The sequence below is a fragment of the Arthrobacter livingstonensis genome (genome assembly GCF_003219815.1).
GTDB classification, from domain to species: Bacteria; Actinomycetota; Actinomycetes; order Actinomycetales; family Micrococcaceae; genus Specibacter; species Specibacter livingstonensis.
Genome location: NZ_QJVD01000054.1, coordinates 1 through 12,602 on the forward strand (window position 1 = coordinate 1; position 12,602 = coordinate 12,602).

Annotated in this window: 13 protein-coding genes and 1 pseudogene; 11 read left to right on the forward strand and 3 right to left on the reverse strand. The window is 60.9% G+C overall.

Annotated features, from left to right (window positions below; genetic code table 11):
* The first annotated feature begins 157 nt into the window (after window positions 1-157).
* Window positions 158-685 (forward strand): hypothetical protein, encoded by a 528-nt coding sequence (locus CVV68_RS22070; RefSeq protein ID WP_110503139.1) that lies wholly within the window; start codon window positions 158-160, stop codon window positions 683-685.
* Window positions 686-827: 142 nt separating this feature from the next.
* Here the strand turns inward: CVV68_RS22070 and CVV68_RS22075 are convergent, their stop codons facing one another.
* Window positions 828-2,039, reverse strand: a complete 1,212-nt coding sequence (locus tag CVV68_RS22075) for an alpha/beta hydrolase (RefSeq protein WP_170133313.1) — start codon at window positions 2,037-2,039, stop codon at window positions 828-830.
* Between the two features lie 236 nt (window positions 2,040-2,275).
* On the opposite strand from CVV68_RS22075, the gene CVV68_RS24485 reads away from it, so the two are divergent.
* The 8 genes and pseudogenes from CVV68_RS24485 (at window position 2,276) to CVV68_RS23690 (ending at window position 8,548) form a co-directional block, all read left to right on the forward strand.
* A complete protein-coding gene (locus tag CVV68_RS24485; protein ID WP_245933734.1) occupies window positions 2,276-3,130 on the forward strand; it encodes a protein-tyrosine phosphatase family protein in 855 nt (284 codons plus the stop codon).
* A 256-nt stretch (window positions 3,131-3,386) separates the two neighbouring features.
* Window positions 3,387-3,956, forward strand: a complete 570-nt coding sequence (locus CVV68_RS22085) for a dihydrofolate reductase family protein (RefSeq protein WP_110503141.1) — start codon at window positions 3,387-3,389, stop codon at window positions 3,954-3,956.
* Between the two features lie 67 nt (window positions 3,957-4,023).
* Window positions 4,024-4,104 (forward strand): annotated as a pseudogene (locus CVV68_RS24830) (AAA family ATPase); the annotation flags it as partial.
* Between the two features lie 185 nt (window positions 4,105-4,289).
* Complete coding sequence (locus CVV68_RS22095) at window positions 4,290-4,625, forward strand: hypothetical protein (protein WP_146238998.1); 336 nt, start codon at window positions 4,290-4,292, stop codon at window positions 4,623-4,625.
* Window positions 4,626-4,733: 108 nt separating this feature from the next.
* Window positions 4,734-4,931, forward strand: coding sequence for a hypothetical protein (locus tag CVV68_RS22100; protein WP_110503143.1), 198 nt, complete (start codon window positions 4,734-4,736; stop codon window positions 4,929-4,931).
* Between the two features lie 824 nt (window positions 4,932-5,755).
* Complete coding sequence (cmtR, locus tag CVV68_RS22105) at window positions 5,756-6,115, forward strand: Cd(II)/Pb(II)-sensing metalloregulatory transcriptional regulator CmtR (protein WP_110503144.1); 360 nt, start codon at window positions 5,756-5,758, stop codon at window positions 6,113-6,115.
* A complete protein-coding gene (locus tag CVV68_RS22110; protein WP_110503145.1) occupies window positions 6,112-8,151 on the forward strand; it encodes a heavy metal translocating P-type ATPase in 2,040 nt (679 codons plus the stop codon). The genes cmtR and CVV68_RS22110 overlap by 4 nt, the downstream gene beginning before the upstream one ends.
* Complete coding sequence (locus CVV68_RS23690; protein WP_170133314.1) at window positions 8,120-8,548, forward strand: hypothetical protein; 429 nt, start codon at window positions 8,120-8,122, stop codon at window positions 8,546-8,548. The genes CVV68_RS22110 and CVV68_RS23690 overlap by 32 nt, the downstream gene beginning before the upstream one ends.
* On the opposite strand, the gene CVV68_RS22120 is transcribed toward CVV68_RS23690, so the two are convergent.
* Window positions 8,532-8,969 carry a hypothetical protein gene (locus tag CVV68_RS22120; protein WP_211320967.1) on the reverse strand — a complete coding sequence of 146 codons (438 nt, stop codon included), beginning with the start codon at window positions 8,967-8,969 and terminating at the stop codon, window positions 8,532-8,534. The genes CVV68_RS23690 and CVV68_RS22120 overlap by 17 nt on opposite strands.
* 474 nt (window positions 8,970-9,443) lie before the next feature.
* Here CVV68_RS22120 and CVV68_RS22125 point away from each other — a divergent pair, with 474 nt between their 5' ends.
* Together CVV68_RS22125 and CVV68_RS22130 are read left to right on the forward strand one after the other, a co-directional pair.
* Window positions 9,444-10,157 carry a helix-turn-helix domain-containing protein gene (locus tag CVV68_RS22125; protein WP_110503146.1) on the forward strand — a complete coding sequence of 238 codons (714 nt, stop codon included), beginning with the start codon at window positions 9,444-9,446 and terminating at the stop codon, window positions 10,155-10,157.
* A gap of 55 nt (window positions 10,158-10,212) precedes the next feature.
* On the forward strand, window positions 10,213-10,926 hold the full coding sequence (locus tag CVV68_RS22130; protein WP_245933735.1) for a hypothetical protein: 714 nt from the start codon (window positions 10,213-10,215) through the stop codon (window positions 10,924-10,926).
* A 405-nt stretch (window positions 10,927-11,331) separates the two neighbouring features.
* Here the strand turns inward: CVV68_RS22130 and CVV68_RS22135 are convergent, their stop codons facing one another.
* Entirely contained in the window at window positions 11,332-12,474 is a 1,143-nt protein-coding gene (locus CVV68_RS22135; protein WP_110503148.1) for an ISAs1 family transposase, read from the reverse strand.
* Window positions 12,475-12,602 lie beyond the last annotated feature (128 nt).

Genomic DNA, 12,602 nt, shown 5'->3' on the forward strand with positions numbered 1-12,602 from the left:
GCCTCCAAGCACTCGGCTACAACGTCACCCTAATCACCCGGGAGGCAGCCTGACCCACCTTACTTTCGTATTAGCCGTTCGACTATCGGGACACAGCGTTCTTGACAAACGACCCCGCGGAGGTATGAGGTCGGCGACTCGTGGTACTCTTGCGCGCATGGTTGCCGTGCCCGTGTTCGACGGGGCCGCGCTGGTCGCTGCCCTCGATGCCCGACGTGTTGAGTTGGGCCTGGGGTGGCCCGCACTGGCCGAGGCGCTGACCCAACAGTCGAGTCGCTTGCGGGCCGAGTTGAGTGATCATGCGGTGTGTTCCGGCGCTCTGGTCCGTACGGTGACGCGCGGATCAATGTCCTGCCAATACGCCGTGATGCTGCTGCAATGGCTCGGCCGCGCACCGGAGGAGTTCCTGACCGGAGGGCGGCGGGAGGTCGGTGAGGTCCGGCTACTGTCGGTGAGCTCCGATGTTCGACTGCGGTGGGACCTGCCTCAGCTTCACGGCGCCGTGGATGCTCAGCGGCGCCAGCATGACCTCACCTGGGTGGCATTGGCCACGCATTTCGGTTGCACGCCAAGCCGATTGACCAACCTGCGCTCCGCGCGGCTTGCTGACATGGACCTCACCATGCGCCTCACGCAATGGCTTGGCCTCCCAGCGGCCGAGTTCGTGCACCCCGCCAGCTGGTGACAAACAACAGCCTGGCAATTTGCGCGTCACCATAGCGCGATGAATGGTCCCCTGCCAGACACCGCGATGGGTCCCGCAAGACGTTCCTAAACGGGACGACGGTAGGGTTTAGCGGCACAGGTGGGTTCAAAACGACCCGAGTTCATGACACCTGGTCTGGAGCTCGGTCACCATCACGGGTTCGGGCCCAGTTGAGGAATGCCTCGGCCGCGTCCGCGACCGATCGGGCACGAACAGAGGCGAAGAAGTCGAAGCTGTGTTGGGAGTGCGGTAGTTCGATGAACACGACGGGGCAATGGGACGGGCTACGCAGGGTGGCGGCGACCGCGCGTGTGCTGTTTGGGGGCACCATGGTGTCGTTGGCGCCATGGATGATCAGCATCGGCGGTGCATCGGGTCGGGCGAGTAGTGCCGGGGAGCTAGATCGGGTCGCCGTTCGTGCACCGAGGTAGCCATACAGGACGACGACGCCTGCAACGCTGGTGTCGTCGGCTTCGAACCCGGGCTGGAGTTCGGTGTGACCGGCGGTGAGCGCGGCGGAGACCGCGAGGTGGCCGCCCGCGGAGGATCCAACGACGAAGATCTGGGAAGGGTCGGCGCCGTACTCTCGAGCGTTTGCCCGGATCCAAGCGATCACTCTCTTGGTGTCAACCAGGGGGTTGGGGTGTTCTCCGGCTGCGCCCAGTCGGTAGCTGGCGCTGAGACAGAGCCAGCCGTGTGCAGCCAGCTGGTTGAGCAAGGTAACGCCTTCGCGGCTCTTGCCGCCCTGGACGAACCCGCCGCCGTGCAGGTGGACCAGTACCGGACGAAGGTTGTCCGTCGATGGTCCGCGGTAGAGGTCAACGCGATGAGCACGATCCGGGCCGTAGGTCAGGTTCCGTACCCGTCCGACCCCTCGGGTACGGCGCTGGAACGGCAAAAAGATGCCCCGCAGCCAGGGCACAGCCGGGAGCTGTCCGGGTGCTTGGTCAGAGCGCTGGACGGTGCGCCAGTTCGTGCCCAACTCCTTGACCAGCACGGCCTCCAGCATGGCTCGAGCAGTGTGTGCTCGCACCTGCAGCCAGATCAGACCAATGCTGGTCACACCCGCCAGAATAACGGCGGCCACCGTCGCTGGCACACCGACTGGACGGTCGGTGACAGCGATCGTGACTCCGAAGACCGCCAGCAAGACCACAGGGATTTCATTCACCGTCATGGTCAGCACGAAGACGACGGCGCCAAACGGACCGCGCCGAAACGGCGGCCACAACGTAACCATGACGAACAACAACCAGATCGCCGCGGTCACCACCATGCCCATTGTCACGTCCTCCGCAGCTGCTACGAGCACATTGTGATTCCAGTGTCGCACCCCACCACCTCGAAGGGAAGAATACGTCAGTCTGAGGAGGAAGGTGCCCTAGCGCCACACCGACCACCTCGAGGTGGCCTTCGCCGAATGGTTCGACTGGAACAAGCACAGTCGTATCTTGGGTGAGCTCTGCCACTGTCACCTAATACCGCGCTCCAGAGCACGACTGATTGCCGGACGTCCGCTGACCGGTAGGTCAGGGCCAGCTTGTCATAGCGGGTAGCCTAGGTCCGCCATTGCTCGAGGGTATTGAAATTGCGATCGACGACATTGCGTCGTTTGAAAGCCTCCTCGTCGTTGCTCACGCCGCCAACGCCACGCTGAGCGGTGTGAGCACCGCAGCCCAGAGCCTTCCCGACAGCATGGGCGCTGCCCTGTTGACGGCCAGCCACCTGGCCCTGACGCGCGCCCTGCAAGTCACTTCCATCAGCAGCTCCGCCGCCCTCCTCGCCGCAGCGACCCTCACAGTCATCTTGATCCGGGCCGCCAGGAAAACGGTGGAATTGGCTGGGGTGATCCGAGGGAGACACACTCCTTGGATGACGGGAAGCCTGACATATCCGTTGCATCGGATCGTGTCCCATGGAAGGTTCCCCTGCGGGCCTGTCCATATGATCGGCACTGCCTCATCCTTTGTCGGCAGATACATTTGGATCATGCGGAGTCTTTGGGATGCTGACGAGTCACGTGTGCTGCGGTTGCCTTCGGGCAGACTACTGCGCGGCCGTGGCCATCATGAGCCATTCCCAAGTGGAGCTACGCCCGACTTCGCGGTCTATCTTCTGGGCAAGAGACCAGCCCCGTCCAAATGGGAAGCACGGTGGGTGCTGTGGCCCGACTTTTGGCTCCCTAAGGACCACGACGACGCACGGGACGCCCTACATGAAGCCTGGCTTCGTTCCGAGGAAGAGCGAGTCGAGATCGCCTGCGCCGGCAGTTGTGGCCGCACGGGCACCGCGCTGGCGTGTATCGCCGTGCTAGACGGCGTACCCGCCGACAAGGCAGTGACGTTCGTTCGCGAGCACTACAACCCACGCGCGGTCGAGACACCATGGCAACGCCGGTACGTCGCTCACTTCACCGCCGACTGACCGACGCGCCTGATGACCCACCACCGCGGTCCGTCGCACAAGCGATTCCACATCTGCGACAGTTCACCCGGACTTGAGAACGAGTCCGAGCGCGCCACACTCGGCGGGCGTATCCAGACCGGATTCGTGCGCTGACACTTCCGTTAAACGGCGAGGTTGCTTATCCTCGGACCATGAGCGATTCAAGCGAAGCCGTGGCCTGGCTTACTGTCAGTTCGGTGAAACTGCACTGCGCGCATCAAGGGAGAGCAACGAGATGAGACCACTTCGATACTCGATCAACGTCACGCTCGACGGCTGCTGCCATCACGAGGCGGGGCTCCCCCCGGACGAGGAGTCGATGCGCTACTGGACAGCTGAGATGGAGCGAGCCGATGCCCTGCTGTTCGGCCGGGTGACCTACGAAATGATGGAGTCGGCGTGGCGGAAGCCGGCCACGGGCACGTGGCCTGACTGGATGGATGGGTGGCAGATCCCGTTCGCCGAGACCATCGACCAGGCGAAGAAGTACGTCGTGTCGAGCATGCTGACCGGGGCCGATTGGAATGCCGAGCTGGTGCGAGGCGACTTGGGGCAAGCAGTTCAGCGACTCAAGCAGGAGTCAGGCGAGGGTCTCTGGGTTGGTGGCGTGACGCTCCCCTTGGCGTTGGCGGATCTGAGATTGATCGACGAGTACGAGTTCCTCGTGCAGCCGGTCTTTGCCGGACATGGGCCGACGTTGCTCGCCGGTCTGCGCGAGCGCATCCAGCTCGAGCTCGTGGATCGCCATGAGTTCCGGTCGGGAGTCGTCGACCTGCGATACCGGCCCACGCGAGTAACGGCTTGACGTGATTTGTCCTGGCACGTTGGCCGCTGCCTCGCGACGAAGCAACGGTTCTCGCGCCTGAGATGAGCTCTTCGTTCTCGGCCGTCACTGGAAACGCTTAGGACAAAGCCCCGACCCCGACGACTTCACCGACGCCCAAGCCATAGCCACACACGCGACACCCGAACGACTCCGGGACCGTCCCGTATGAAGTTCCGCTTGTGGTGCAGAAGTTCTCGGTTAAGGATGGAAAGCCCTTTGATGTGCATCCCACACACCGGTGAGCGAAATTACTCATTGGTCACGTGACCGAAAACCCTTGACCCTTCGTCCACGATCCGGGATTGTTGCCCCATGAGCCGGAACTCTCGAATCCTATTGACGTTTTTCGTCGCTGCCATGGCTGTGGCCGCAACCTTCATTGGCGTCCGGCTGTGGACCGTTCACGAGCAAACATCCGACTGGGCCTTGTGGCCAAGGGAAGTCCCGTCCAAGGTGCAGTTTGCTGGTCGTGACTACAACTGTGGTCCCGTTGGCCGGGCCGACACCTTGAACGGTTTGATTTTCCAAGGCCGCACGGCCGGCGGGGGCGACATCTATGCCCAACCTCGCAAGTCCGACGCCAGGGTCTTCATCGCAGTCCGGACGAACGGCGGCGTCTACATGTGTAATCTTCTGGGCGGGCCGTAGCAGTAGAGGTTCGAACAGCGGGACTTCGAAGTCAGCCAATCAGAGTTGGTGTCCACACGGGGCCAAGGTCTAACAATTTCTCATCCGTTGAGCACTAAGGAATCCCCCATGAAGATCTTCGAGCTCGCCCGAGTTACTCTCATCTTTCTAGGAATTGGTGTCGTATCCCGGGTCATCATTGGGCTTATCACGCTCAATGAGCAGGGACTCACATGGAAAGCGATGCTCACATTTGCTTTGGCAGCTGCATGTCTCGTCGGCGTCACACTTGGAACACTTGCAAAGAAGCGCAACACTCCAGATTGATGTTAAGTACGACTGACCCAAAGTCGCTTGGCCCGACCATGAAGTGCTGAATCTGTCCACACAGAAGGTTCCCCTGCGGGACAACCGAACCGATCGTTCCAAACTGCGAAGAATCTCCCCCAATGAGCTGAACTGAAAGCGCCGCAATCATGGCCGAGTATCAGCCGCCAGCCACCTCCGGATGGTACCCCATCTCGGAAAAGACGGGTACCACCTCGACCCACGGCTGAGGGGTAAAATAGTGAGAACGGTTGGCAGCATACGCTGCTTCGAGGTAAATCGCTGACAAGCCTGTTTTTACGGGATTGGACGCCCAAGCCAAAAGTACGTTGGGGGCGAAAAGCATGCACTCCCCTTTTACTCCCCCTTTTCAACCAAGAACTATGGCAAAGCACGACATGCCACGACCTTCGAAAACTATGAAGTACCGCGGAAAACGCGGATTTTGGCAGTCGACGACAACAGGCAAAATCCAGATGACTAGATTCTCTTGGCCGCCGGTTCGAGTCCGGCCCGGGGCACAAAAGGGCCTCTGACCTGCGGTTATACGTCGCGGTTCAGAGCCATTTTGGGCCAACTCCCCTTTTACTCCCCCAATTCGCCAAAATTTTCTTCCGATTTCACTCCCCCATTTCAGCGGGGTGGAATCCCCCTTTTGCCGTACATGGGCGCACTGGCTGCTAGATTCCCTGGATTTAGAACTACTTGACACTTGACGGTTGGCACGGACAAGTGTTCGGCCTCCGATCGCCGCAAGTCGGAGGCCGGATTGACGGGGTGCCAATAAATCTCCAATAGGTCAGCAATCGGTGTATAGTCATCATATGCTGACCATTACGACTCAACTCGACGTGATGAACCGACTCGGCCGTGCGATGGCCGATCCGACCCGTTCACGAATCCTCATGTCCCTGCTCGACCGACCGGGCTACCCGGCCGATCTTTCCCGAGACCTCGGCCTGAGCCGCTCCAACGTCTCCAACCACCTGGCGTGCCTGCGGGACTGCGGCATCGTCGTCGCGGAACCGGAGGGCCGCAAGACGCGCTACGAGGTGTCGGACCCGCACCTGGCACGCGCCCTCACGGTGCTCATCGAGGTGACCCTCGCGGTCGACGAAAACGCCGAATGCATGGACCAAGGTTGCCCCGTGCCCGGCTGCTGCGACAGCGGGGACGAAGCATGAGCGCTGCATGCTGCGCGCACGATGAGCCGAAAGAACAGCAAACCGAGTCCGAGGCCAACGTGCCCTGTTGGCGCGATCGCGGGATCTTGCTCCCGGTGGCCTCCGGCGTGGTATTGGTTGCCGGATTGGCCAGCCAATGGTCCGGGCTCGAGTTACCAGCGCTCATGCTTTTCTGGATCGGATTGCTGCTCGGTGGCTCGACATTCGTCCCCGGAGCCATCCGCGCCCTGGCCAAACGCAAGCTCGGCATCGCCCTGCTGATGACCATGAGCGCAACCGGAGCCGTCATCCTCGGCTACGTCGAGGAGGCCGCCGCGTTGGCGTTCCTCTACTCGATCGCCGAGGCTCTGGAAGACAAGGCGATGGACCGCGCCCGCAACGGCCTGCGGGCCCTGCTGAAGCTTGTTCCAAAGACCGCCACTGTACTCATCAATGGCAAAGCCACCTCCGTCCAGGCCGCGGACCTGGCCGTGGGCCAGCAGCTGCTCATCAAGCCCGGGGAACGGATAGCCACCGACGGCATCGTCCGCAGGGGCCGCAGCTCCCTGGACACCTCGGCGATCACCGGAGAATCCATGCCCGCCGAGGTCCAAGCGGGAGATGAGGTGTCCGCTGGGGCGATCAACACCGCCGGGGTCCTGGAAGTCCAGGCCACCGCGGCGGGCACCGACAACTCGCTGACAACGATCGTCAAGCTGGTCGAACAGGCACAAACCGAAAAGGGCGAACGCGCACGCCTGGCCGACCGCATCGCCAGGCCGTTGGTGCCCGGCGTGCTGATCCTCGCCGCACTGGTCGCACTGCTCGGTTCCCTTCTGGGTAGTCCGGAAACGTGGATCATCCGGGCCCTGATTGTCTTGGTCGCAGCTTCCCCCTGCGCCCTGGCCATCGCGGTGCCGATCACCGTCGTCTCGGCAATCGGCTCGGCCAGCAAGTTCGGCGTCATCATCAAAAGCGGTGCCGCCTTCGAATGCTTCGGGACCATCCGCCACGTCGCCGTCGACAAGACCGGCACCCTGACACGCAACCAACCCACCGTCACCGCGGTGCTCGCAGGCAAGGAAACCAGCAAGCAGCAAATTCTTGCCTGGGCGGCAGCCCTGGAACAGCACAGCACCCACCCGCTGGCTACCGCCATCACCCAAGCGGCACCGGAAACAGCCGCCGCCCACAACATCACCGAGGAAGCCGGGCATGGTATCCGCGGCACCGTCCACGGCAGCGACGTGGCAGTCGGCAGCCCGCGCTGGTTCGACGCAGGCGAACTAAGCGATCAGGTTAACCACCTTGAAACACAGGGCATGACGGTTGTCATAGTTCAACGTGACGGCATAGTCGTCGGAGCCATCGGCGTGCGCGACGAGCTGCGGCCCGAGGTACCCGAAGTGGTTCGCACCCTCGCAGCCCAGGGCATCGGGATCACCATGCTCACCGGAGACAACCAGCGCACAGCACACGCGCTTGCGGGCCAAGCTGGCATCCAGGACATCCGCGCGGAGCTTCGTCCCGAGGGCAAGGCCGCAGCCATCAACGAACTCAATACGGCCGGGCCCACGGCAATGATCGGAGACGGTATCAACGACGCCCCGGCGCTGTCTGCCGCGGGGGTCGGGATCGCGATGGGAGCCACCGGGTCGGATGCAGCGATCGAATCGGCCGACATCGCCTTCACCGGACACGACCTCCGCCTGATCCCACAAGCCATATCCCACGCAAGGCGTGGCCGGCGGATCATGAACCAGAACATCGTGCTCTCGCTGCTAATCATCGCCGTGTTGCCGCCGCTGGCCATCACCGGTGTCCTGGGCCTGGCAGCCGTGGTGCTCATCCACGAGGCGGCCGAGGTGGTCGTGATCCTCAACGGACTACGCGCAGCCCAAACGAAACCGAGCCAATCCCCCCGCCCGGAAAGCCCTTCGACGAGCCAGAAGCAATCGAACGACAACGACGACTGGACTGCTGGTGGAGCTCCTCCAAGCCTTCGGCGACCTGGGCGGCAGTTCCATGAAGTATCTGATCGGTGTATTCCTCAATGACCGCTCGCTCCTGGGCGGTGCCTTGGAAGGCTTCAACTTCCTCGGGAGTAAGCAGTGCGAAGGGCTTGCGCTGGAACATTCTCAGGATCGCCATGGCGGTGAAAGCCGATTGGCGCCGAGCGTCGGCGGGATTATCATCACCAATCACCCCAACGCTGACCAGACTCTAGGGCGCCGAGAGGAACTACGACGGGCGGAAGTTCTCACGGTAGATCCACATGGTATTCAGGACGTCGGCACTGCCAAACTGCAGAGCGAAGGCGTAGGGCCGGCCGGGCCGGAATTTTTCCTGGCCCTCATCGACCAGTTCTGCAGGGCCATCCGCCTGGGTACTGTTTACGTTTCCGCGATTTACCCAGAGCTACTGAACACGCCAAGTATCACTCACTCGGGATAACGGAGGTTCTTTGCCTGTTGCCTATGGCTTCGACTGCTGCGGCGGTGCCAAGCATGACGGCTGTACCGAAAGTAGTACCGAGCGCGACAAGTATCGCCCCGATGACCCACAGGCCGCTCGAATCCATGGCGGAGGCAGTGCTCATCCATGCAAGCGTGAAGGAAGCAGGAATTACCAGCAGGGCAACTACAAAATGCAAGAGCCTGTAGGCGAGCCCTACCACGACGACGCCGCACAGGAACGCTGCCACTCCCTGCCATGTCTCGTACGGTCCAGTCATTTCGCCAGTGGCCGCGTCGTACTGGTACTCGGCATCCCAGCCGAACCAACCGAACCAGAGCCCTGCTGACAGAAGGGAAATCAGGACGACGGACGACCATTGCTCAAGGGGTGGCCGGTCACGGCTTCGGGTCAGTCGCATCCTCCACTATAAGTCTCATCCGCATATAGGTTGACCGCGCCACCTGGGCTTCACCGCCGCCATGCTCCCGCGGCCGGGTCGGTCACTGTCCCCGTCTGTAGAGAACGGGGTGGACCGGGGTCGCGTTTCTACTGTTCGGAGATAGTTTGAAGGTCGACTGTTATTCCGGCCATTAAACTTGGCACGCTCAATCTGATCCTTTCCCCCGAGCGCTGGAGAGCTGTTAGGCGTCGCAGTGGATGACCTTGGGTAGTTACGTTGCCTGACGATGAGATTTGGTGAGTCGGGTTTCCGCTGACGAATGCGGCCCAGAAGTCCGGGGTTTGGTATGCAAAGCCATCACCCGATTCCCGTGCTTGCAGGGATTCGGCAGACCAAATCCAATGTGTGCGGCCACTCGCAAACTTCCCAACGGTTTTTCAATCGCAACCATTATGCATAGTCTTATCAGTTGCTCTCGGGGTACCCTTATGTATGACCAGCGACTGGATGACCACCGAAGAGGCGGGCAGGGAACTCGGAATCACACGGGCAATGGTCCGCAAGCTTCTTGGCACAGGTGCCTTGCTATCTGCCGGCAAGGCCGGGCGAAGCCACTTGGTGGACCGATCATCCGTGCTCAGATACAAGAACCGTCGTCCGCGGACAGGGCGCAGCTGGGCCGAGAAGACTTCCTGGGCTGCGCTTTCACTCATCTCCGGTGGCACGGCCGATTGGCTTGATGCCGCTGAAAAATACCGTCTCAAAAGGCGGCTCTCCACTATGAGTGCCACAGAACTTACGGCAGCCGTTTCCACAAAGGACCGTACCGAACGCTACCGAATAGCCACCAGTGGTGTGGAACGCATCAAACCCCACCTCCTGGGCACAGGCGCCGCAGCTCTGAACGACCCACAAGTAGCCAGGCACTTCAAGTTGGCTGGCGGCGGAGGGACGGTCGAGGGCTATATTGAGGCAGGTGAAGCCAGCCGCCTCATCGACGCCTATTCGATGGTTCCGGACCCCGGCGGCAATGTTGTTCTGCACATTGTAAAACTGACTGTCCCCTTCAAAGCCGGAAAGACCCCTACCGTGGCAGTCGCCGTCGACCTGATGAATTCCTTGGCAACCCGTGAAAGGAATGCCGGCGAACAAGTATTGACCAAGACATTCGAGAACTGGAAAGGGCAGAACTTTGACAGAGCGTGAAACGTGGACAATCCCGGCACCGGCTGGCGGGTGGTCGACGCCTTGGCCACAGTGCATGGAGTTGGCAGCCGCCATCCCCTCCACGCAGTGGACCTTGGTCGGTGGCCTGATGGTCCAACTCCACGCAACGGCAGCCGGACTGGCCATTACACGGCCCACCTCGGATGTCGACATTGTGCTCCACATAGAAACTGGTGCAACCACAAGCGCCAAAGTGACCCACAGGCTAATTCGTCTGGGATACCACCTCGAGCTGTCCTTGGACGCCAACGCAGTGGCGCACCGCTTTCGCCGCGGGGACGATCAGATCGAAGTCATGATCGCGGACCACCCGGCACCGAAGATGGTCACCATCTTTGGCGGTCGCCTGCCGTTCCGGATCCCAGGCGGCACCCAGGCGCTCAAACGGACGGTAGACGCACTGATTGTGTCGCCGACCGGGGAAGAGACGCTGCTGAGCATTCCAAACCAGTTATGGGCGCTCGTCCTCAAAGGCGCTGCCTACCTTGAGGATTCCAGGGATCGTGGTCGACATCTTGAAGATGCGGCGGTGCTCAGTGCCCGCATAAGCGATCCCTACGACATGCTTGCCTTGTTGCGTGGCAGTGATCGTTCACGGATCACCGCATTGCACAATGCTCTCAAGGACTCCGCCAGCACGGCGTGGCTATTGCTAGAGGAGCAATACCGGCAACATGCGCAAGACGTTCTGAGAATATTGGCCACCAACACTGTGGCACCACAAGTCGTCAAGCGGCTCGGAGAGTAACTGACCAACATCCGCGGCCGAAGTCGGCCACCTGGCTTCTTCGCTGGACAGGTACTATCCAACCCACGAATTGGACGACTGCCGCCCGGCTGGGGCATGGGTCGCCAGGACCCCACCTTATTCTCAGGCGTAAACTGGTAATCACGGACGGTAACCTGCACTGCCCAGAGGAGGATCACTGATGAACCTGCATTCACAGATTTCGCGGTCAAGCCCCTATAACGTCAAAGGCCTCAGCAGTGCCACTCATCTTTTACCCATCTAATTCAACCGAAAATTACGGCAATCGCTGACATGCCCAGGGCTCCTGACTTAGCGATTTAGTTTTTGTTTGCTGGTTTGTTGTTTTTGACGGTGTAGCGCAGGAGCAGCTCGGTGCCTGGGTCAGGGTGTCTGCAAAGTCGTTTAGCTGATATTTAGGCCGGCGAGTTTGAGTGCGCGGTGCGGGTAGTTGCGTGCTCCGCGAGTGGCTTTGGCGATGTTGGTTTCGCCTTCCAGACGCAGAATTGTGATGGCGATGTTCCTCAGGGAGGCCATGGCCCGTGGCGCGTTTCCACATCGGATCTGGCTTCCGTCCTCTCGCCAGGTTACGTCCCGGCGCCAGTGGAGGCCGTTCTCTATTCCCCAGTGGCCTCGGATCAGGGATCCGATGAGTTCTGGTTTCCCTTGTGCCGGCGTCAGTGAGGTGACGATGTAGACGGTCTCGGTTGACCACTTTCGGGTTCCGAGTGGCCTGGATTTGCGGGTGATTTGGGCGGCCTGGGATGCGTGCGGAAATTTGATTTCGTCATCGACGCTGACGCACTTGACGGTCCGCTCGATGTCGCGGCCATTGGCAGTTTCACGGGTCTTGTTCCCGGCACGTACCCGCTTCCACGGAAGGGCGCACAATTGCTCGTGAAGCTTGGGCTGGTTCCCCTTCACCGTCAGTACATATTGGGCTTCCCTGGAGTGCAGGTACTGGGCATGCTCACGCTGGGTATGCAGCGCATCGGCAGAGACAATCACGTCTTTCAGGTCCTTGATGCCTTCCAGCAGGGGCTTGAAGTACGTGATTTCATTGTGTTTCTCGGACACGTTCGCCTGAACCAATACGGCCCCGGTGGTGTGGTCAATGCCGGCGAGCAGATGAACTCTGGTGCCGCCGCCGTTCTTGGCCCCACGGACTTCCTTCCCATCAATCGCGATGGCCGTCACCGGAGTCATACCTTGTGCCCACGACCCGGCCAATCGGTCCAGGACGTCTGCATCCAAACGCTGCAGAATCCTGGCCAATGTTGTTGCGTGCGGGGCGCCGATACCCAAGTCAGCGAGCTGGCCTCGGGCCGTGTCGGCAGCCCATTCGGCCATCTCCACCAACGTAGTCGCCCCGGCCACCATCGAACAGATCATGATCACCAACAAGTGTGAGAAGCGGTGCCGAACCCCTCGCTTCTTCCGTGGATCCGGCAATTCACACAATGCAGCAAGCACCTTGCCCGGGTCAATCTCCACCTGCCCGGCCGTGGCGAATTCGTCAATGAACAAGGCGAGATGGGATGATGACATGCGAGAACTCCTGGCAATACAGCGGATTAGACACCTACTGGATTAACAGGAGTTTGTTATGTCGCAGGACATCGGTGACAGTTCTGCCTCAACACATCGGTGACAGTTCGGCGGGTTTTGGTGGTGAC